This is a genomic window from Sorangium sp. So ce1036 (assembly GCF_051369805.1).
In the GTDB taxonomy this organism is placed as follows: domain Bacteria; phylum Myxococcota_A; class Polyangia; order Polyangiales; family Polyangiaceae; genus Sorangium; species Sorangium cellulosum_F.
Window position 1 is genome coordinate 3,813,334 of the sequence record NZ_JBBMOX010000001.1, and the last position, 21,368, is coordinate 3,834,701.

The 21,368-nt window shown below is 72.2% G+C and carries 17 protein-coding genes; 11 read left to right on the forward strand and 6 right to left on the reverse strand.

Annotation, left to right across the window (positions count from 1 at the left end):
- Positions 1–54 precede the first annotated feature (54 nt).
- The 8 genes from WMF31_RS14665 (at position 55) to WMF31_RS14700 (ending at position 11,738) form a co-directional block, all read left to right on the forward strand.
- Positions 55–297 (forward strand): hypothetical protein, encoded by a 243-nt coding sequence (locus WMF31_RS14665; RefSeq protein ID WP_436602537.1) that lies wholly within the window; start codon positions 55–57, stop codon positions 295–297.
- Positions 294–3,329 carry an ATP-binding protein gene (locus WMF31_RS14670; protein WP_436602538.1) on the forward strand — a complete coding sequence of 1,012 codons (3,036 nt, stop codon included), beginning with the start codon at positions 294–296 and terminating at the stop codon, positions 3,327–3,329. The genes WMF31_RS14665 and WMF31_RS14670 overlap by 4 nt, the downstream gene beginning before the upstream one ends.
- The gene (locus tag WMF31_RS14675; protein WP_436602539.1) at positions 3,326–4,717 is read left to right on the forward strand and encodes a sigma-54-dependent transcriptional regulator; all 1,392 of its coding nucleotides are present in this window, start codon (positions 3,326–3,328) and stop codon (positions 4,715–4,717) included. Before WMF31_RS14670 ends, WMF31_RS14675 begins: the two co-directional genes overlap by 4 nt.
- Positions 4,718–5,125: 408 nt before the next feature.
- Positions 5,126–6,508 (forward strand): MFS transporter, encoded by a 1,383-nt coding sequence (locus tag WMF31_RS14680; protein ID WP_436602540.1) that lies wholly within the window; start codon positions 5,126–5,128, stop codon positions 6,506–6,508.
- Between the two features lie 137 nt (positions 6,509–6,645).
- Positions 6,646–7,923: a polysaccharide deacetylase family protein gene (locus tag WMF31_RS14685; RefSeq protein ID WP_436602541.1), complete on the forward strand. Its 1,278-nt coding sequence runs from the start codon at positions 6,646–6,648 to the stop codon at positions 7,921–7,923.
- Between the two features lie 405 nt (positions 7,924–8,328).
- Entirely contained in the window at positions 8,329–9,105 is a 777-nt protein-coding gene (locus WMF31_RS14690; RefSeq protein ID WP_436602542.1) for a peptidyl-prolyl cis-trans isomerase, read from the forward strand.
- Positions 9,106–9,359: 254 nt separating this feature from the next.
- Entirely contained in the window at positions 9,360–10,100 is a 741-nt protein-coding gene (locus tag WMF31_RS14695) for a HupE/UreJ family protein (RefSeq protein ID WP_436602543.1), read from the forward strand.
- A 120-nt stretch (positions 10,101–10,220) separates the two neighbouring features.
- Complete coding sequence (locus WMF31_RS14700; RefSeq protein ID WP_436602544.1) at positions 10,221–11,738, forward strand: dockerin; 1,518 nt, start codon at positions 10,221–10,223, stop codon at positions 11,736–11,738.
- Positions 11,739–11,769: 31 nt separating this feature from the next.
- On the opposite strand, the gene WMF31_RS14705 is transcribed toward WMF31_RS14700, so the two are convergent.
- Positions 11,770–12,642, reverse strand: coding sequence for an alpha/beta fold hydrolase (locus WMF31_RS14705; RefSeq protein WP_436602545.1), 873 nt, complete (start codon positions 12,640–12,642; stop codon positions 11,770–11,772).
- A 393-nt stretch (positions 12,643–13,035) separates the two neighbouring features.
- On the opposite strand from WMF31_RS14705, the gene WMF31_RS14710 reads away from it, so the two are divergent.
- Positions 13,036–14,259, forward strand: coding sequence for a PAS domain-containing protein (locus WMF31_RS14710; protein WP_436602546.1), 1,224 nt, complete (start codon positions 13,036–13,038; stop codon positions 14,257–14,259).
- A gap of 12 nt (positions 14,260–14,271) precedes the next feature.
- Here WMF31_RS14710 and WMF31_RS14715 read toward each other — a convergent pair whose 3' ends face one another.
- Positions 14,272–15,204 carry a LysR substrate-binding domain-containing protein gene (locus WMF31_RS14715; RefSeq protein ID WP_436602547.1) on the reverse strand — a complete coding sequence of 311 codons (933 nt, stop codon included), beginning with the start codon at positions 15,202–15,204 and terminating at the stop codon, positions 14,272–14,274.
- Between the two features lie 116 nt (positions 15,205–15,320).
- Between WMF31_RS14715 and WMF31_RS14720 the strand changes: the two genes are divergently transcribed.
- Positions 15,321–16,070, forward strand: coding sequence for a cysteine hydrolase family protein (locus WMF31_RS14720; protein WP_436602548.1), 750 nt, complete (start codon positions 15,321–15,323; stop codon positions 16,068–16,070).
- A gap of 33 nt (positions 16,071–16,103) precedes the next feature.
- On the opposite strand, the gene WMF31_RS14725 is transcribed toward WMF31_RS14720, so the two are convergent.
- The 4 genes from WMF31_RS14725 to WMF31_RS14740 all read right to left on the reverse strand — a co-directional run bounded on the left by WMF31_RS14725 (position 16,104) and on the right by WMF31_RS14740 (position 19,824).
- Positions 16,104–16,340, reverse strand: a complete 237-nt coding sequence (locus tag WMF31_RS14725) for a hypothetical protein (RefSeq protein ID WP_436602549.1) — start codon at positions 16,338–16,340, stop codon at positions 16,104–16,106.
- A 29-nt stretch (positions 16,341–16,369) separates the two neighbouring features.
- Positions 16,370–16,564, reverse strand: a complete 195-nt coding sequence (locus tag WMF31_RS14730; RefSeq protein ID WP_436602550.1) for a hypothetical protein — start codon at positions 16,562–16,564, stop codon at positions 16,370–16,372.
- 294 nt (positions 16,565–16,858) lie between these two features.
- Complete coding sequence (locus WMF31_RS14735) at positions 16,859–18,913, reverse strand: OPT family oligopeptide transporter (RefSeq protein WP_436602551.1); 2,055 nt, start codon at positions 18,911–18,913, stop codon at positions 16,859–16,861.
- Positions 18,914–19,155: 242 nt separating this feature from the next.
- Complete coding sequence (locus tag WMF31_RS14740; RefSeq protein ID WP_436602552.1) at positions 19,156–19,824, reverse strand: hypothetical protein; 669 nt, start codon at positions 19,822–19,824, stop codon at positions 19,156–19,158.
- Between the two features lie 291 nt (positions 19,825–20,115).
- Between WMF31_RS14740 and WMF31_RS14745 the strand changes: the two genes are divergently transcribed.
- Complete coding sequence (locus WMF31_RS14745) at positions 20,116–21,351, forward strand: hypothetical protein (RefSeq protein ID WP_436602553.1); 1,236 nt, start codon at positions 20,116–20,118, stop codon at positions 21,349–21,351.
- Positions 21,352–21,368 lie beyond the last annotated feature (17 nt).

Sequence of the window (21,368 nt, forward strand, 5' to 3'; positions counted from 1 at the left end):
GTTTCGCCGCTGCGGGCCCGAGCACCCTTCTCCTATGATGCGTCGCCTCACCCCATGAGCGGAGGACACGACACCGAGGCCGGCGCGGTGGACCGCGCGCTCGTGCTCGTGCTGCTGGGCACGGTCCTCCTCGTGTCGCCGGCGCGCCTGCTCTGGGCCCGCGGCCTGCTCGCGGTCGCGGCGATCTTCGCGGTGTGGGTCGCGCTGATCGCGCTCGCCGCGCTCGCGACGCGCGTGGGCCGCGGCGACGGGGACCGCGGCGAGGAGGACCGCCGTGATCGGGGGCCGCCGCCATGATCGACGTGCGCGTCCTCCTGCTCGCCACGGTGGCCTGGCTGGCCGCGCTCGCCGCCATCGCGCTCGCCGCGCAGCGCGAGCGGCTCCCCCGCGCGCTCCCGCGGCACCCGCTCGTGCTCGCCCTCTCGCTCGGCGTCTACGCCTCGTCGTGGACCTACTACGGCGGCGTCGGCTTCGCGCAGCGCCACGGGCTCGTCTTCCTCGCCGTCTACCTGGGCCCGACCCTCGCGTGCATCGCCGCGCCGCTCCTCTGGTCGCGCGTCCTGCGCATCACGCGCGAGCAGCGCCTCTCCTCGCTCGCCGACCTCCTCGCCTTCCGCTTCCAGAGCCCCGCCGCGGGGGCGATCGTCGCCGCCTTCTCCGTCATCGCCAGCGTGCCCTACATCGCGCAGCAGTTCCGCGCGACCGAGCAGTCCGTCCGCGTGCTCTCGGGGCCGGGGCACGAGGAGGCCGTGGGCGCCACCTTCTGCGCGCTGCTCGCGCTCTTCACGGCGTTCTTCGGCGCCCGCCCGTCCGCCGAGCAGGGGCGCGAGGACGGCCTCTCGACGGCCGTCGCGTTCGAGTCCGCGGCGAAGCTCGTCGTGCTCGCGGTCGTGGGCCTCGTCGCCGTGCTCGGGGCGTTCGGCGGGGCGGGCGGGCTCACGGCCTGGCTCCGCGCGCACGCGGCCGAGGTCGAGGCGCTCGGCCGCCCCGTGCGCGACGACAGCGGCTGGACGTCGATGCTCGTCATCAGCTTCGCCGCGGCCTTCCTGCTGCCGAGGCAGTGGCACATGGCCTTCGCCACCGGCGCCGGCGTCCGGGCGCTCGCCACCGCGGCCTGGGCCTTCCCGCTCTTCCTGCTCGCGCTCAACCTCCCCGTGCTGCCCGTCCTGTGGGCCGGGACCCGCCTCGCCCCGGCGGAGCCCGCCGACAGCTACGTGCTGCTCGTGCCGCAGCTGCTCGGGCAGCGCTGGCTCGCGCTCGCCGCGTTCATCGGCGGCATCTCCGCGGCGAGCGCCATGGCCATGGTCACCGCCGTCGCCCTCGCGAACATGAGCGCGACGCACCTGCTCCTGCCGCTCGCCCGGAGGACCCTGCGCCGCAACGTCTACGCGCGCGTGCTGTGGCTGCGGCGCGGGCTCCTGACCGCCATCCTCGTGGGCGGGTGGCTCTTCCACCGCGCGCAATCGCACCACGGGCTGCTCGTCGAGAGCGGTATCGTGTCGTTCGTGGCGTTCGCGCAGTTCCTGCCAGGGCTCTTCGCCGTGCTCTTCTGGGAGCGCGCGACGCGCGCGGGGTTCCTCGCCGGGCTCCTGGCCGGCATCGCGGCGTGGACGGCCATGTGCCTCGCGCCGCTCCTGCCCGAGGTGTCCGGCATCGATCCGGGGTGGCTCCAGCTCCTGCTGCGCGGGGGCGCGGACGCAGCGGGCGTCGGGGGCGTCGCGGCGCCCGCCGCGCCCGCGGACACCTGGTCGCTGCCGACGTTCGTGTCGCTCGTCGTCAACTGCGGGACGCTCGGGCTGGTCTCCCTCCTGCGCCCGCCGGCCCGCGAGGAGCGCGAGGCGGCGCGCCTGTGCAGGCGGCGCGAGATCGGCCCGTCGGTCGAGCGCGCGACCGTGGCGCCGAGCGTGAGCGCGCTGGAGGAGCGGCTCGCGCGGCTGCTCGGCCGCGAGGCGGCCGGCGTCGAGGTGACGCGCGCGCGGCTGGAGCTCGACATCCGCAGCGACGAGACGCGCCCCACCGAGCTCCACGCGCTCCAGGAGCGGCTGCACCGCAACCTCTCGCCGCTGGTCGGCCCGGTGCTCGCGCGGGCGGTCGCCGAGGCGCGCGCCCCCGCCGAGGGCGCGGGGGCGCGCGGCGCGCTCACCGAGGAGCTCAGGTGGCTGGAGCGGCGCCTCGCGAGCGGCGAGACGCGCCTCGTCGGCGCGGCGAAGGAGCTCGACCTCCTGCGGCGGTGGCTCCGCTCGGTGCTCGCGCAGCTCCCCCTCGGGGTGTGCGCCGTGGGCCCCGACGGCGCGGTGAGCCTCGTGAACCGGCGCCTCGAGGCGCTCGTCGGCGTCGAGGAGCGCGACCTCGTCGGGGCGCCGCTCGACCGGCTGCCCGCCCCGTTCGCGGAGCTCTTCGCCCGCGCCGCCACCGCGGCCTCCGCCGGCGACGCCGGCGCCGACGAGATCGAGGCGCCCGTGGCCGGGCGCGTGCGCGCGCTGCGCGTGCACCGCGCCGCGCTCGACCCGATCGACGCGCGCGCCGCCTCGGGGGGCGTGGTCCTCCTCGTGGAGGATCGCACCGAGCGGCGCGCGCTCGAGGCGGAGCTCGCCCACCGCGACCGCCTGGCCCAGCTCGGCCGCCTCGCCGCCGGCGTGGCCCACGAGATCGGCAACCCGCTCACCGGCATCGCCTGCGTCGCGCAGAACCTCCGCGCCGAGGCCGAGAGCGACGAGATCCGCGCGCGGGCGGGCCTCATCGTCGGCGAGGCGGCGCGCATCGAGGCCATCCTGCGATCGCTCCTCGAGCACAGCCGCACCGGCGCCGTTCCGTCGCCCGGCGAGATCCCGCGCGCGCGGGTCGGGCGCGTGCCGCTCGCCCAGGTGATCGCCGAGGCCGAGCGGCTGATCCGGCTCGACCGCGCGGCGCCGCGCATCCGCGTGGAGCAGGACTGCCCGGAGTCGCTCGTCGTCATCGGGGAGCGGCGCGAGCTCGTGCAGGTCTTCGTCAACCTGCTCGCCAACGCCCGCGACGCCTCGGAGGACGGCGCGACCGTCGCCGTCCGGGGCCGGATCGAGGCGGGCCAGATCGTGGTCGAGGTCGAGGACCACGGCAGCGGCATCCCCGAGGAGCTCCTCGCCGTGGTGCTGGAGCCGTTCGTGACGACGAAGCGCGACCCGAGCGGCACGGGGCTCGGCCTTCCGCTCTCGCGCTCGATCGTCCAGGATCACGGCGGGACCCTCGCGCTGCGGAGCGCGGTGGGGCAGGGAACAACGGTCATCGTCCGGCTCCCGCTCGCGGACGCGGGCGCGGGCGAGGGGCGGCGAGGACACGAGGCGGAGCCATGAGCCGGATCCTGCTGGTCGAGGACGAGGTCATCATCCGGGCGGAGCTCCGGCGGTTATTGACCCGCCACGGGCACGACGTCGTCGAGGCGGGGTCGGTCGCCGAGGCCGCGGCGGACCACGATCTCGGCGCGTTCGATCTGGTGCTGGCCGACGTGCGCCTGCCCGGCGCGCCGGGCACGGATCTCGTCGGGCGGTGCGGGGGCGCGCCGGTCGTGCTCATGACGAGCTACGCGACCGTGAAGGCGGCCGTGGACGCCGTGAAGCGCGGCGCCGCGGATTACCTGTCGAAGCCGTTCGATCACGACGAGCTCGTCGCCCTCGTCGAGCGCCACCTCGCCAGCGCGCGGCCCGGGCGGGGCGCGCCGCCCGAGGCCGCCGCGCCGCGCGCGCCCTCGCCCGGGTCGCTCGCGCCGCCCCCGCCCGACGACGACGTGCTCGAGGGCATGATCGGCGGCTCCGCGGCCATGCGGGAGGTGTTCGCGCAGGCGCGCAAGGTCGCGCCGAGCGAGGCGACGCTGCTCGTCCTCGGCGAGAGCGGCACCGGCAAGGAGACGCTCGCCCGCGCCGTGCACCGGCTGAGCCCGCGGCGGCACCTCCCGTTCGTCCCGGTCCACTGCGCGGCCATCCCCGAGGAGCTGATCGAGGCCGAGCTCTTCGGGTACGAGCGCGGCGCCATCCCTGGCGCGCCCTCGGCGCGCGCGGGGCTCTGCGAGGCCGCGGAGGGCGGGACGCTCCTGCTCGACGAGATCGGCGAGCTGCCGTCGAGGGTCCAGGCGCGGCTGCTCCGCTTCCTCCAGACCGGCGAGGTGCGGCGCGTGGGCGCGAGCCGCGCCCGGCGCGTCGACGTGCGCCTCATCGCCGCGACGCACCGGGATCTCGTGGCGATGGTGCGCGAGGGGTCGTTCCGGAGCGATCTCTACTTCCGGCTGCGGGTCCTCGAGATCCGCCTGCCGCCGCTGCGCGAGCGCGCGGGCGACGCCGTGCGCATCGCGGAGTCGCTGCTCGAGCGGCACGCGCGGGCGACGGGGCGGCTGCCGCTCACGCTGTCGCCGGAGGCGCGCGCCGCCATCGCGGCGGCCCGCTGGCCGGGCAACGTCCGGGAGCTGGAGAACGCCATCCACCGCGCCCTGGTCCTCGCCGACGCCGGCGAGATCGGCGAGGCCCTGCTCGGGCTCGACGAGCCCCCGCAGCCGTCCTCGCCCGCCTCCGCGCCGGCCGCGCGCGAAGGAGAGCCCCTGTCCGACTCGCTCGAGGGCTATTTCCGCCGCTTCGTCCTCGAGCACCAGCACGAGCTCACGGAGACGGAGATCGCCCGTCGCCTCGGCATCAGCCGGAAGGCGCTGTGGGAGCGCCGGCAGCGGCTCGGGATACCCCGGCCGCGCACCTGAGCCGAGGCGCAACGCGACGCGGCGCGGCGCGGCGCGCGCGCCCGGGCCGGGACAGGCGCGCGCCCGCGGTCCACGTGTTACCGATCGTAGCGCGACGTCCCGACGTGTTACCGATCGTAGCGCGATGCCGCCGATCGAGGCAGCCCGCGCGCTCTGCTGGAGGCGGAACGGGTATTCTCGCGCCCACCTGGCGTGGTATTCAGATCGCGCAGATCAGCATACGACGCGTGTGGTGCAAGTCGTCGATGCGCGCCGCCCGGCGCGCCGCGACCGCGACACCGGTGCTCGCACGGAGAGAGGGGTCATGGAACACGCCGTGGCTCCCTGTCCCGCGGCCCGACGTCGGCCGGAGGCCTGCCTTCAGCCAGCTCGACAGGCGTTGGAATTCCTCATCGAGGGACCGAGCCCATGGCACAGACATCTCCCGGAACACTCGACGTGGCGATCGAGAGCCCCTCCCGCGAGAGCGGGCGCGAGGTCGTCAGCAGCTCCACGCTCTGGAAGGTCATCTTCGCGTCTGCGGGCGGGACGATGATCGAGTGGTACGACTTCTACATCTTCGGAAGTCTCGCCGCGATCATCTCCACCCACTTCTTCCCGAAGGACAACCCGACAGCGGGCTTCCTCATGACGCTGGGCACCTTCGCCACGGGCTTCGTCGTCCGCCCGTTCGGCGCGCTCGTGTTCGGGCGCATCGGCGACATCGTCGGCCGGAAGTACGCGTTCCTCGTGACGCTGCTGCTGATGGGCGGCGCGACGGCGCTCATCGGCATCCTGCCCACGTACGAGAAGATCGGGCTCGCCGCCCCGCTCGCGCTCGTCCTGATCCGCCTCGTGCAGGGGCTGGCGCTCGGGGGCGAGTACGGCGGCGCGGCGGTGTACGTCGCCGAGCACTCGCCCGACGAGCGGCGCGGCTTCTACACCTCGTTCATCCAGATCACGGCGACGCTCGGCCTGTTCGTCTCGCTGGCGGTGATCCTCGGGACCCGCATGCTGCTCGGCGAGGACGCCTTCAAGGACTGGGGCTGGCGCGTCCCGTTCCTCCTGTCGGTCCTCCTCGTGGCGGTGTCGTTCTACGTGCGCTCTCGCCTGCACGAGTCCCCCATCTTCGCCAAGCTCAAGGCCGCGGGGAAGACCTCGGCCGCGCCCATCAAGGACAGCCTCGGCAACAAGCGCAACTGGAAGGTGATCCTGATCGCCCTGTTCGGGGCCACGGCGGGCCAGGGCGTGATCTGGTACACGGGGCAGTTCTACGCCCTCTACTTCCTGCAGAACACCCTGAAGGTCCCGTTCATCACGGCCACGATTGTGATCGCCGTCGCGCTCGCCCTCGGCATGCCGTTCTTCGTGTTCTTCGGCGCGCTCTCGGACCGCATCGGCCGGAAGAAGATCATGCTCGCGGGCAACCTGCTCGCCGCGGTCTGCTTCTACCCCGTGTTCTGGGCGATGAAGCAGAACGCGGACAGCCCGGTCACGCTCACCGCGCTCGTGTTCGTGCTCGTGATCTTCGTCACGATGGTCTACGGCCCGATCGCGGCCTACCTGGTCGAGGCCTTCCCGGCCAAGGTGCGTTACACCTCGCTGTCCATCCCGTACCACCTCGGCAACGGCGTGTTCGGCGGGCTCTTGCCGCTCATCGCCTCCTCCGTGACGGTCGCGACCGGCAACATCTACGCGGGCCTCGCCTACCCGATCGGGGTGGCGCTCATCACTGTGGTCGTCGGCGGGATCTTCCTGAAGGAGCGGAGCGACGTGCGCCTCTGGGACGAGCTCGAGCGCGACGCCGCTTGACGGCCGGAGCCGATCACCCCTCCGGGGCCGTCCCATCGGCCCGCATGGCCCAGAAAGAATTGCCGGGAGCTCGGCCGGGTCTCATGATCACGGCCGAGCAGCGATGATAGAAGATTCTTACGTCAGCAGGAGTTAGCATGCGTATTCCGCGTATATTGGCAGGTATCTGCGCGATCTTCCTCGCGAGCTGCGGCGGCGGGGACGGGGAGGACGATCCGAGCACCGGCGCGACGACCGGCGGTGGGTCCAGCAGCGAGACGACGGGCACGGGGGCGACCACGGGCACGGGCGGCGGCGCGACGGGCACGGGCGGCGGCGCGACGGGCACGGGCGGGGGCGCGACGACGGGCACGGGCGGGGACGCGACGGGCACGGGCGGGGGCGCGACGACGGGCACGGGCGGCGGCGACGCGACGACGGGCACGGGCGGCGGCGACGCGACGACGGGCACGGGCGGGGGCGCGACGACGGGCACGGGCGGCGGCGAGCCTTCCAGATCGGGTCTCCCGGTCCCCCCTGGCGCCGGCAACGTGCCCCAGCCGTCCGGCGCAGCCGGCGGGTTCAAGGTCATCGACTGGGCCGGCTTCACGGGCGCGGTGTCGTACAGCTTCGACGACTCGAACTCGACCCAGATCCAGAATTACGACAAGATGAACGCGCTCGGCGTGCGGTTCACCTTCTACGTCCAGACCGGCAAGCGCGAAGCGAACGATCCGGTGTGGAAGAAGGCGCTGGAGGACGGGCACGAGCTCGGCAACCACACGAAGAGCCACTCGAGCAACGACAACGGCTCCGATACGGACGCCGCGACGCAATTCATCCAGCAAACGTTCGGCATCGACCCGTACACGATGGCGGCTCCGAACGGCGCGGGGGTGTACACGGGCATCGCCAGGACGCGCTTCCTCATCAATCGCGGCGTGTCCAACAAGGTGATCGCCCCGAACGACAATACCGATCCGTTCACGCTGCCCACCTACATTCCCCCGACGGGCGCCTCCGCGTCGGCGATGGACCAGCAGATCAACGAGGCGCGGCAGCAGAAGGGGTGGCGCACCTTCTGTATCCACGGCTTCACCGGCGGCAATGACGGCGCGTATCAGCCCATCCCGCTCCAGGCCTTCCTCGACCACGTCGAGAACACCAAGAAGCTCGGCGATATGTGGATCGACAGCATGGTCAACGTCGGCGCCTACTGGCTGGGCCAGAAGGCGGTCACCTCCGGCACCAGCATGAAGTCCGGCAGTGACACGACCTTCACGTGGAAGCTCCCCGACCACTTCCCGCCGGGCAAGTACGTGCGCGTGACGGTCACCGGCGGCACGCTCAAGCAGAACGGCGTCCCGCTCGCCTGGGATCCGCACGGCTACTACGAAGTGGCGCTCGACCCGGAGTCCGTCACGCTGTCGCCGTGACGCGAGCCGCCCGAAGCCCCGCGCCGTCACCGGCGCGGCTTCGGGCGGATCCGCCCCCCCCCGCCCGCTCAGGTCAGGGTGGCGGCCACGCGCAACCACCGGCGATCCGGCGCAGGCCGCGCGGGTGCGAGCGCGGCTCGAAGCGCCGCGGGCGCGCCGGATCGCGCTCCCACGCCGGTCCCCCGCGGGCCGTGGAGAGGCGGCCCCTCGATGCATCGATAAGTTGTTGATATGGCGTCGCTTTTTCTGGGGCATCGAGTCGCCTAGAAGAACGTTCTGTCGACCCGGGGCAGGTCCCACCGTTGGGGCTTGACGTTTCCGAGATGTTTGGATTCCCTTCTCCCCCCAGCGAGGGCGCGTCTCATGCCTGACACCAGAGGGAGAGCCATGGCGAGCTGCGCCCGGTTGCTCCGCGAGCCGGTCATTCATTTCCTCCTCATCGGCGCGCTGTTGTTTATCGCCCACAGGCACATCGTCGGCGATCCGAGGGTGGTCGTCGTCAGCGCGGGGCTGAAGGCGGACCTGGAACGACAGCTCCGCGATCGGACGGGGCGGGCGCCGACGGAGGCCGAGCTGAAGGCGGCGCTCGACGGGTGGAAGCGGGAAGAGGTGCTCTATCGTGAGGCGCTGCGGGAGGGGCTCGATCGGCAGGATGCGACGGTGCGGACCGTGCTGGCGGACAAGCTGCGGGCACGGGCGGCTCAGCCAGTTTCGGCGCGGGAGCCGACGGACGCCGAGCTGGACGCGTGGCTGGCCGCCCACCGGAGCCGATACGAGACGCCGCGACGGTACGATTTCGAGGTCGTAGCTTTCCCCAGGAGCGATCCGGCTGCAGAGGAGCAGCGGTCGAAGTATCGACTTGCGCTGGCCGACGGCGCAGACCCGAGCACGCTCGGTCGTCCGATCATGGGTGGCAACCTCACCCGAGATGACCTCGCCGCCAAGTTCGGACCTGCGGTCTCCGAGCGCATATGCAGCGCGCCGCTCGCAACGTGGCAGGCCCTGGAGACCGAGGACAGCCTGCTGCTCGTGCGGGTCAACCGGATAGGTGGGGGGCTGCCCAGCCGCGAGGAGTTACGCCCGACCCTCACCGCTGAATGGGTCGCCGCGATGAAGAGGCGAGCCGTCGACGACTTCGTCGAGAGCGTCCTCGCGCGGTACCGATTCGAGGAGAATCCTTGACCCGTTCGTGTCTGCCCCGGCTGGCTCTGTTTTTGCCGCTGTTGCTGGCCGTATTTCTGGCGTCCGCCCCCGCGCGTGGCCACGAGCTCAACTCAGCGTTTCTCTCGCTGACGGAGGTGGAAGGGCACGAGGGGCGGTTCCGCTTGCGCTGGGAGGCGAGCTCGTCCACGCTCGCGTCCGAGCTCGCGACGCCCGCCGTGTTCCCGCCGCCCTGCAAGGTCGATGGAGCATTTCTCGACTGCGGTCACGACGGCTTGGTCGGCACCATCGAGCTTCCTTGGCTCGAGGGGACCGAGACCCACGTGATGGTGGTGATCGAGTGGCGGAGCGGAAGCCGGCTTCTGCGGGTGTTGACCGGCAGCGACCCGAGCCTGGTGGTCTACGGCATCCCCGCTTCCGCCGGGCTCCGCGCGCTGAGGCCGATCGTGGTCGACTACACGCGGCTCGGCATCGAGCACATCCTGGCCGGGTTCGACCATCTCCTCTTCGTCGTTGCGCTCACGCTGCTCGTGCGCGGCGGTCGGAAGCTGCTCGGCGCCGTCACGGCGTTCACGGTCGCGCACAGCCTGACTCTGGCCTGCGCCGTGCTCGGCTGGTTGACGTTGCCGGCCCCGCCGGTCGAAGCGGCCATCGCGCTCTCGATCGTACTGCTCTGCGGCGAGTGCATACGGCCGACCGACTCGCTTGCTCGCCGGGCGCCGTGGGCCGTCACGTTCGCGTTTGGACTGCTCCACGGGCTCGGGTTCGCGTCGTCGCTGCTCGACATCGGACTGCCGGAAGCGCATGTGCCGACCGCGCTCTTGTTCTTCAACGTGGGCGTCGAGATCGGTCAGCTAGGCGTGATTGCGCTGATGGTCGCGCTGCGCCTCGTTGCGGCGCGGGTCCCCGTGCGACCAGCGACGGTGCGGCGCGGTTTGGTGTACGCGATGGGCGGGATGGCGGGCTATTGGTCGATCGAGCGCATCGTCGCGGCGTTGACGGGCCCCAGCGTGTAGCGAATCCCGCAGGCTCGCTCACCTCGCTCGCAGGAGTGTATTTCCCCGGGCGCACGGTGATATCGTCTCTGCGGACGAAGGACTCGTCACCCGATAATTGAACCCAGCCCCGGAGCGTCCTTGCGAATCCTTTCAGTAAGCGGTCTTGTTGCCACCTTCCTGCTCGCCCTGGCGGGCTGCGGATCATCGAGCGACAGCGGCTCGACCCAGGGCGGAGATGATCAAAGCGCCGCCACCACGGGCAGCGGGGGCGAGGGCGGGTCGGCCACCACGGGCAGCGGGGGCGAGGGCGGCTCGGCCAGCGCGGGCAGCGCAGGGGGCGAGGGCGGCTCGGCGGCGACGGGCGGCGAGGGCGGCTCGGCGGCGACGGGCGGCGAGGGCGGCGAGGGCGGCGAGGGCGGCTCGGCGGGGGATCAGGTCAGGATCCCGTGGGACCTGGTCGGGATCGTCGGCGCCGGTCAGAGCCTGGCCGTCGGCGCGGCGCCGGCCACCTCGACCACGCAGCCCTTCAACAACCTCATGCTCTCGCTGGGCGGCGCGAGCGTGCCCCCCTGGGATCCGGACCACGACGCGCTCTCGCTGGTGCCGCTCGTCGAGCCCATCCGCCCGATGGAGAACGGCCCTTCGTTTCCCTCCTACCCGGACAACATCGACGGCGAAACGCCGCACTCGGCGATGGCCCATCAGATCACGTCCCAGGTCCGCGAGGCGACAGGCCTCGATTACGTCACCGTCCACACCGTCGTCGGTGAGAGCGGGCAGGCGATGTCGGTCATCAAGAAGGGCGCCACGGACACCGGCACCACGGGCCGATCTTACGCGGCGACGCTGTTCGAGGCTGCCGCGATCACCCGCCTCGCCAAGGCTGCCGGCAAGACGTACGGTATCGGCGCCATCTTCTTGACGCACGGCGAGACCGACTTCGCGCGCGCGACCTATCAGGAAGAGATGGTCCAGCTCTGGCGGGACTACAACGCCGATCTCTCGGCGATCACCGGGCAGACGGAGAAGATCCCGATGTTCGTCTCGCAGCAGCACGGCCTCCCGTTCGGCGCAGGCCAGCGGGCCGCCTCCACGCTGGCGCAGTGGAGGATCGGGCTCGAGCATCCCGGCGACGTCGTGTGCACCGGCCCGAAGTATCATCTCCCGGGCGCTGGCGACGGCCTCCACCTGACGGCGGCCGGCTATCAGCAGCTCGGCGAGAAGTACGGGCAGATCTACCACGAGCGGGTCGTGGTGGGCCGCGACTGGCAGCCGCTGCAGCCGATCCGCGTCGAGCGCAGCGGTCGCGTGATCACCGTGCAGTTCCACGTGCCCGTGCCGCCGCTCGCGTGGGACGACGAGATGCCCGCGCCTACGGCCTGGCCGAACGGGCGCGGCTTCGAGGTCCGCCAGGGGGACACGAAGATCGAGATCAGCTCCGTCGAGATCTCCGGGGACTCGGTGAAGATCACGTGCGCCGGCGATCTGCCCGCGAGCGGCGTCACCGTCGGATACGCGATCACCAGCAACGGCGCGCCCCGGCCGAACGGGTTCTCCACCTGGGGCCACCTCCGTGACTCCGATCCGTTCGTCGGAACGACCACGCGCGCGGCGCAGCCGAACTACGCCGTGTCGTTCGAGATGCCGGTGCCCTGAGGCGCGCCCCACCCGACCGGCGGGGCGGCGTTCACGGCCTCGTGCGCTCGAGCAGCGCGCGGAGCACGGCCTCGGCGTGGGTCCACAGCAGCGCGCCCCCGGCGTCCGGGAGGACGTGCCTGCGCGCGGAGGGGATCCGCCGCGAGAGGGTCGCGCCGAGATCGGGCGAGTGCACGGCGCTCGTGTCCCGCGCGCCGTACCAGAGGTCGACCGGGGCGGTGATGGCGGCTGGATCGAACGGCCAGCGGCCCATCGCCAGCACCGTGTCGCGCGCGTAGCCGTCCGGTCCCTGCGCGAACGCCTCGGCCATCGCGCGGCGGTAAGCGCGCGCGAACCCCGGCTCGGTGTAGACGCTGCGGTCCTCGTCGCCGCTCATGGCGAGGACCAGGTCCCACAGCGCCTCGGCGCTGCCGAACCCGCGGAAGAACGCCTCGGCGCCGGCAGGATCGGCCTCCACGGCCTCCACCATCCGCCGCACCTCGGGCGCGAGCGTGTCCCTGAAGTCAGGGTGGGCGAGCTCGTCGGTGCCGGCGACCACGGCCGCCCGGGTCGCGATTCCCGCCGCCGCGCAGGCGAGCGCGAACGGCGCACCCTGCGAGTACCCGAGGACCGCCAGCGAGGGCAGCCCCTGCGCTGCGGCGAGGCGCCGGACGTCCTGCGCCCAGCCGTCGAGCGTCCGCCCCGGCGCGGGATCCGACGCGCCGAGCCCCGGGCGGTCGACGGTGATCAAGCGGATCCCGAGCGGACCCACGACATCACCGCCGAAGCCGAGCCAGCGGCTCGTCGCTGCCCCGGAGCACAGCAGCACGGGGGTGCCGTCCTCCGGGCCCCACTCCGCCCAGCCCAGCGCCCGGCCATCAGGCAGCCTCACCTGTCCGAGCCGGGCGGGATCCACGATGTGCATGCGCGGCAGTATCGTCGACGCCACGCTCCCTGGCAAAGCATGGGGCGCGAGGGCCATCGGGCCCGGTCATCGCTCCTCCCCGCGGCGCACAACGAGGGTTGTCCCGGCGCACCTCCCCGTGCCTCGTCGGGCTCCACCGCGCGCTCGACAGGATCCAGCGGAGTCCCTCTCCTGCCCATCCGCCTCGCCCACGGCGCGGCGCCCTCATGGCAGGAAAAGTGTAATCAGGATACGGAATGTGCATCGTGGTCGGCAGAGTCCTACCTGGTGCGCTCCGAGCGGCCCTGTCTACAGCCGGGCGCGGCCGGTCGTCCGACCCTCGGCGATGTGCACGTGGGATGGCAGGCATGCCCTCTCGACGGGAGATGTACGTTCAGGATAGAACTTCTCACCATGAACGTTGCCGTCGCGTCACAGGAGAGCGTCGAGATCGAACAGCGCGCGGGCAGGCGCGCACGGCTCCTCGATCAGGCGCGGATCGCGATCGTCGAGTACGGCCCGGAGCTCGCGATCGAGGACTGGAACGATGCGGCCGAGCGCCTGCTCGGCTACACGCGGGAGGAGGCGCTCGGCCGGCGCGTGGACGAGCTGCTGCCGGTGTCCGGCGATCCCGACGCCTGGCGGCGGCTCCTCGATGACGACGACCCGAGGGCCCGCGTGTGGAGCCACGCCCGCAAGGACGGCGGCGCGGTGAGCATCGAGTGGAACCACGGGCGCCTCCTGGACGAGCGCGGGGAGGTGATCGGCGTCGGGGTCTTCGGGCACGACGTGACGGAGCGAGTCGAGCACCTGCGCGGCCTCGAGGAGAAGGCGCAGATCCTCGGCGCGATCACGCGGACTCTCCCGATCATCGTCTGGGCCGTCGATCGCAACGCGATCTTCACGTTCCACGAGGGCAAGGCGGCCCAGCAGGCGGGGATCGAGAAGATCCAGCACGTCGGCAGGAACGCGTTCGAGGTCTACCAGGCGAAGGACGACGGACAGGTCGAGGGGCACGAGGTGCTGCTGCGGGCGCTCGCGGGCGAGCCGGGCCACTCGCTCACGTCGGTGCACGGGCTGTCCTGGGAGAACTGGCAGATCCCGGTCCGTGACGAGCGCGGCGAGGTGTATGGCGTCGTCGGCTTCACGCTCGATATCACCGAGGCGAAGCGCACCGAGCAGGAGCTCCGGACCCGGCTGGATCTGATCGAGCGACAGCAGCAGGTCATCCGCGACCTGTCGACCCCCATCATCCAGGTCTGGGACGGCGTGCTGACCTTGCCGATGATCGGCGTGGTCGACAGCGCGAGGACCGCCCAGGTGATGGACTCGCTGCTCGAGGCGGTCGCCCGCACGCGCGCGCGCTTCGCGATCCTCGACCTCACCGGCGTCGAGATGGTGGACACGAAGACCGCGGGCTACCTCATCGAGCTCGTCCGCGCGATACGGCTCCTCGGCGCGGAGGGCATCGTCGCGGGCATCCGGTCGAACGTGGCCCAGACGATCGTGGCCCTCGGGCTCGACCTGGCCGACATCACCACGCTGGGCAACCTGCGGGCGGCGCTCCAGCACTGCATCCGGCAGATGAGCAAGGAGCGCGCGGCGAGCGCGCCCGCGGGCGCGCCGCTGCTGCGGTAGGACGCCGCCGGATCAGCCGCGGCGCGCCGCTTCCCGCGACGCTGGCGCCCCGCCAGGGCCCGCCATTTCCCGGGCCAGCGCCTCGACGAACACGCGGACCGCGGCGCGCGCGGGCGCCGCGTGGACCGCGAAGATGGCGCGCTTCGAGGCGCCGTATTCCGGCAGCACGCGCCGCAGCGAGCCGCCTTCGAGCTGATCGCGGACGACGTAGTCCGGGAGGTTGGCGAGGCCGAGGCCGGCGATCGCGGCCTCGCGCAGGGTCAGCGTATCGCTGGCGCGGAGCGAGCCGTTCACCTGGATGACCCGCTCCCCCTCGGGGCCCACCAGCATCCACCGGGAGAACGGCTCGAAGTTCAGCGTGAGGCAGTCGTGATCGGCCAGATCCTCGAGGCGCCGCGGCGTCCCGTGGCGGCGCAGGTACCGCGGGCTCGCGCAGAGCACGCGCACGTCGCTGGCGAGCCGCCGCGCGACCAGCGAGGCAGGGGAGACCTCGACCGCCACGCGCACCGCCACGTCGATGCGCTCGGCGACCAGGTCGACGACCCGGTCGCTGAGATCGAGCTCGATGCGGAGCTCCGGGTGCCTCGCGCGGCAGGCCAGCACGGCGGGCGAGACGCGGAACTGGCCGAGGACGATCGGCGCCGAGATCCGCAGCGTCCCCCGCGGCGTCCCGTCGAGATCCGCGACCGCGCGCGCCGCCTCCTCGATGTCCGCGAGGATGCGGCCCGCGCGCTCGGCATAGATCTGCCCCGCCGCCGTGACGCTCACCCGGCGCGTCGTGCGCCGGAGGAGCTGGACGTGCAGGCGCTCCTCGAGCCGCGCGACCTGCTTGCTGACGGACGACGACGTGACGCCGAGCGCCCTCGCCGCCGCCGAGAAGCTCTGTCGCCTCGCGACCTCGAGGAACGCCACCATCTCGCCCAGATGACCGCCCGCCGGATCCATCCCGTTCGTTCCTTCCGCGACGCAATCCTCGTCGGCCGACCAGGCTTATCATGGGCCTTCGCCGTGTCTAGTCTCCAGGAGCGCGAGGCGGACGCCTCGCAGCAAAGGAGGAGTCCATGCTCACGCTGGCTCACGGCCACAGGGGCGCTGCGTTCTTGTCCCTGGCCCTGCTCTCTACCCTGGCCGCAGAGCACCTCGTGGCGCCGCCCCGTTCGCCGGCCGAGACCGCGCTGGCCGAGGGCGCGCCGACCACGCTGCGCAGGCTGTACGGCCTCGGGCAGATCGACCGGTTGCACCGGGCGCGCACGGCGCTCGTGCTCGTCGACTTCCAGGAGGAGTTCTTCTCGGGGGGGCTCGCGCTGCCCGACGCGCGCGCGGCGCTAAAGAACGCGACACGGCTCCTCGCCTGGGCGCGGGAGCGAGGCGTCACGGTAGCGCACGTGAGGAACGTCGGCGCGCCCGGGGCGCGGCTCTTCGCCGCGGACGGCCCCCGCGTCGACTTCGTGCCGGCGGCGCGGCCGCGCGACGGCGAGATCGTGATCACGAAATCGATGGCCGGCGGGTTCACGAAGACCGATCTCGACGCCGCGCTCCGGCGCCGCGGGATCGACACGATCATCGTGAGCGGCCTCATGACCCACCTCGCGGTCGACTCGACCGTGAGGGACGGGCTCGTGCTCGGCTACCGCGTCCTGCTCCCGGCGGACGCGTCGGCGAGCCGCGACCTGCCGGGCGCCGCGGGCGCGCGCCTGCTCGACCACCGGACCGTGCACGAGGCGTCGCTCGCGGCGCTCGCCGACCGCTTCGCCGACGTGCTCCCGACGGACGCCGTCCTCGCGCTGCCGATCCACGACACCGCGATGTGAGCGCCGGCGCCCCGTGCGGCGCGGGCGGCGGCCTCACGCGACGCGATCGATCGCGCCCTGGATGCCCTCCTGCTTCGAGCAGTGGGCGCAGCAGTAGAACTTCCCGCTGGCCTCGATGCCGTGACCGATGATCCGATTGCCGCAGTGCGCGCACACGGGCGCCAGCTTGTGAATCGCGCACTCGAAGCAGTCGAAGGTGTGGGTCGTGCCGCCCACCGTGATCTGGAACGCCTTGTCGTAGCTGTTGCCGCAGGAATCACACGTGTTCATGGGAACCTCTCGATGGTCTAGGGGGGCCGTCACGCCGCGAGGCCGGCGCGGCCGGCCTGCACGATCACGCCAGGATCCTTCGGCGGCTGCCCCGGCGCCGGAGGGTCCTTGATCTTCGGCGGGCGCTCTCCGGGCTCAGGAGCAGGGGGCGGCGGATCCCGACGCGGCGGCTCGTCCGGCTCGGGATCGCGGCGCGGCGGCCCGGACGGCTCCGGATCCCGCACCGGCGGCTCCGTCCCGGGATCTTTGGCCGGCGGAGGACGGGGCGTTCGTCGGGACGGTGGCGGGCTCACCGGCATCCTTGCTCCTTTCCGCGCGCATCGTTCCGTGCGCGTCGTCTCCTGGGCTCGTGTTGACGCGGCGCGATCCGGGCTGCATGAACTGCGCCAGAGGCGCTCCCGCGCAGAGCGGTCCGGCGGGGCGACACGCCGCCCCCCGGGCGGCTCGCCCGGGCCGGAGGGGCGCGCATTCCTGTCACACCGGGGCGAGGTGGCCGCCCGGCGCCGGCCGGCGACGGCTCACCTCGGCCGCCCGTCGAGGATCGCTTCGACCAGCTTCGTGAAGCTCGCGGCCTCGAGCACGTCGGGCAGCACCAGCACGCCGAGCACGCTCAGGCCGATGCCCATCAGCGAGCCGCCGGCGATGACGCCGGCGCAGATGGCCTCGGTGTTCTCGGCGGCGCGCGCGAACCAGGGCCGCTCGACCGGCGGGCGCGGCGGCGCGTCGAGCCCGCTCGGCGCGGTCTCGTCGAGCCGCGACTCCCTCTCCTGGCGCCGCTGCCACCGCGCGGCGTTCCGCTCGAGCAGCCAGAACAGGAACGATCCGAGGAACATCGCCCAGATGTCCGAGAAGCTCAGGATGAAGGCGAGGCCGAGGGCGACCGCGGACAGGGGGAATCGGTTCTTCGTGACCTGCCTCGTGACCTCGACGACGACGCCGAGGATCGCGCCGACCACCACCGCGGACTTGGCCGTCGGGTGCAGGAAGTCGAGCCCCTTCATCAGCACCTCGGCGACGGCCTTCCACGTGAGCGCGGACGGGACGGGCATCTGCTCCGTCCCGTAACGGCCGATATCCCCCTGGACGAGCACGAGATACCAGACGGGCACCGACAGCACGAGGCCCGCGATCGCCCCGAGCGCGTGCCCCATCGCCTGGTGGCGCGGCTTGCCGCCGAGCATGTAGCCCGGCTTGATGTCCATGAGCAGGTTGGCGGTGTTGCTCGTGACCTCCGCCGTGATCCCGGCGGTCATGAGGTTGGTCGTGATGTTCTTCGGCGCGAGGAACCCGTACGAGAGCTGCGTCAGCTTGCCGAGGGCCGATATGGGGGTGATCCCGGTGAGGGCCGTCGCGTTGACGGCGATGATAGAGAAGACGAAGACGAGCGGGATCGCGAGCGCCCCGAGCCACCACGCGATACCGAACCAGAGGTGCCCGAGCGCGACGACGACGACGCTGAGGACGGGGACGCCGACGATCGACAGCTTCATCGGCAGCTCGATGTCCGCGAGCACGTCCTTGCTCGCGCCCTTCCTGGCGAGGCCCCGGAAGGCGTCGAGGATCACCTTGGGCTTGGAGAAGAAGGCATAGAGCGAGGACGTCGTCATGCACGCGACGCCGCCCCACAGCGCCCAGAGGGTGATCTGCCCGAAGCCGTAGTGCCCGTTCCTCGGCAGGATGATGCCCTGTTCGATGAGGAGGGGGGCGAGGATCCAGTAGTTGAGGATCCCGCCGAGGAGGAGCGAGGCGCCGGTCCGGATGCCCATGAGTCCGCCCGTGGCGACGAAGATGAGGCTCGTGTCGAAGCGGATCGTGAGCTCGTTCAGGGGGACCCCCCGGATGGCCGGGGACAGGCCCCATCGCTTGAGCAGATCGGCGAGGCGGCCGTGATAGAGGATCTCGTCGTAAGCGTGGGGGATGCTCTTCAGCGCGAACAGCGCGCGCATCACCTTGTCGTCGCGCAAGAGCTCGACGGCGGCGCTCAGGAGGCCGCCGCCCACGAGGAGCTTCGCCTTGAAGAGGCCCTCCTTCTCGTCGCTCTCGTGCAGCGCATCCATGACGACGCCGGTGGCCATCCCCTCGGGGAAGGGGAGCTGCTCGTCGTTGATGAACCGCTTCTTCAGCGGGAAGGCGAAGAGCACGCCGAGCAGGGCGAGGATGAACATCCAGATCATCGCCTGGCCCATCGGGATGATCGAGCTCGTGACCATCGAGTAGGCCGCGAGGCTCGTGAAGAGCGGGCTGTTCATGTATCCGGCCGAGGTCGCGATGGATTGCATCGCGTTGTTCTCGAGCACGGTCATGTCCCGCCCGAGGCCCAGCCTGGACACGACCTTGAAGAGCGCGAAGGCCAGGATCACGCTCGTGATGCCGACGCCCAGGGACCAGCCGGTGCGCGCGCCGATGTACAGGTTCGTGAGCGACAGGAAGGCGCCGAGGAGCATGCCCGTGATCGCCGAGCGCCACGTGAGCTGGGGCATGTCGCCGCGGTAAACGTTCTTCCGCCACCATGTGTCCTTCTCCTCGAGGGACATGGCGTGGACCTGCTCGGGCGTGAGCTGCTTGATGGCCATGGCGCGGCGACCTCCGCGCGCCTTGTACCATGGTGGGGCGCTCTGCCGCGCCGCTCTTCGGCCGGCTCGAGGCGGCCGGCGGGGCGCCTCACCGCGCGGCGCGGGAGGCGCGGCCCTGTGGAGGCTCACCGGAGGGGCTCGCGTTCCGGAGAGCCCCGTGGGCGGCTCGCCCGCGCTTCAGCCCCTCCGGTGAGCCTCCACAGGGCCGCGCCTCCCGAGCGTGGGCTTGTTTCCGGAGATCCTCAATCGCTGTCCCGGCCGCTGCCGGTGAAGCCATCCTCCCGGCGCGCGAAGAGGACGTTGAACGTGGTGAGGGTCCCGTAACAGCCGGTGATGTACGCCTGGAGCTGGACCTTCTCCGCGTCGCTGAGCCCCTCGTGCGCGTTGATCTTCTGCTCCAGGACGCGGAGCTTGTCGCGGAGCATGACGATCTTGTGGAAGAACACGTCGAGCGGGATGCGCTTCTCGGCCGTGCCCTCCTTGCCCGGCCGGAGCACGATCTCTCCGCCCTCCCAGCGGCCCCCCATCATCTCCGCGCGCCCGACGCCGAGCTCCTCGGACAGCACCTCGCGCAGCACACGGCGGAACTCGTCGATATCCATGTCGATGTCGATCTCCCTTGGAAGCGGCTTGCGGGACGGCTCTGGCTGCGCGCCGGGCCGGCGCTCGGGCGACGGCGCGCGCTCGGGCGGGCGCGGCATCCTGCCGGAGCCGCGCGGCTGGCCTGCGGCCCGGGGCGGCGGCGGGGGCGGCGGCGCGCCTTTCGGCCGGTAGCGGGCGCACGTCGCGGTCGCCTTGATCGGCGGCGGGTACACCTCGAGGGCGCACTCGCCGACGCGGCCGCGCGTGGGATCCTCATGGACCCGGGTGTACGCCGCGCAGCTTCCGCACCGGCCCGCGTAATCGCTCACGTTGGCGGCAGTGTACCAGCTTCGCGGGCGGCCGGGGGCCCGTTGTGGCCGCCCCGCGCGCCGACGCCGCCGCGAGCCGGGCCAGCGCCACGCCGCGCCGCCAGGGGGTGAGGGCCGGGGGGACCGTCGCGCCCCGGCGCGGTCCTCGGCCGTTCCGGGGCAGGCGAGCGAGCGCTCCCCCGGGGCAGGCGAGCGAGCTCGTATGATAACGTGCCTGGCGGTCCTTGCACCCTATTCATCCTCGCGTGATTGCGCGAGAGAAATCCCTGGAGTCGATCGATGAGAACCCACGTGCTTGCCCTGGTTTCTTCCCATCTTGTCGCCGCCGCGCTCGTCGCCTGCGGCTCGTCCGGTGAGGACACGACGTCGTCGGGCGCCGGCGGCACCACCGCGACGGGCACCTCGAGCGGCACCGCCGGCGGCGGTGGCGGCGGCGAGTGCGAGCTCCTCCCCGAGATCATCGACACGGACACGGCCGTCGGCCCGGGGTGCGTGCGCCTCGATCGCACCACGGTGGAGGGCGCGACCCTGACGATCGCCCCCGGGACGACGGTCCTGGTCGAGCCGTCGGGCTACCTGTCGCTGAGCGGCGAGAGCGGCTCGACCCTCGTCGCCAAGGGCACGGAGGACGAGCCCATCGCCTTCGAGTCGGGCGCGGACACGCCCGCGCCGGGCGACTGGCAGTGCATTTACCTGGGCGCCGGGGCCAGCGCGTCCGAGCTCGAATACGCGACGTTCGCGCACGGCGGGCAGCCGTGCACGGCGACGGGGGAGGACCTCGAGGCGGCCGTCATCGTCATGGCGCCGGTGCGCCGGATCGCGCATGTCACGGTCGAGGACAGCCAGAGTCACGGCGTCCTCATCGGGCCTGACGCCGGCGTGCGCGCGTTCGAGGAGAACACGTTCTCCGGCAACGGCAAGGCGTCGATCCACGTGGCGCTCCCGCAGGTGCTGAGCCTCGGGGCGCCGAACACGTTCTCCGATGAGGGCGACTTCATCGAGATCGACAGCAAATTCGCCCTCGAGGCCGAGGGCACCTGGCGCAAGCAGGCCGTGCCGTTCCGCTCGTCCGGCTTCCAGATCGACGCGGACAGCGAGGTCACCGTCGAGGCGGGGACGCGGATCGAGCTCACCGGCGGCAGCATCGACGCGTTCGCCGCCACGTTGAACCTCGCCGGCACGGAGGAAGAGCCCGTGGTGATCACGTCGGCCCAGGCGTCGCCGCAGGCCGGGGACTGGGGGTGCCTGGTTTACAGCAGCGCGAGCGAGATCACGCCGACCATCGAGCACGCCGTCATCGAGTACGGCGGCAACGGGGAGGGCTGCTCGGGGGCGAAGGAGCCGACCTTGCTCTGGGCGCCGCCGTCGGCCCGGATCACGAACAGCGTGTTCCGGCACAGCGCGGGGACCGCGATCAAGACCAGCGGCGCGTGCGACACGGCGGCGTGGTGCGCGAACACCTTCGAGGACATCGCCACAGGCCCGCTCGAGTGCAGCACCTCGAACGAGGAGACCGCGTGCCCGTGAGCTGATCCTGCGGCGCC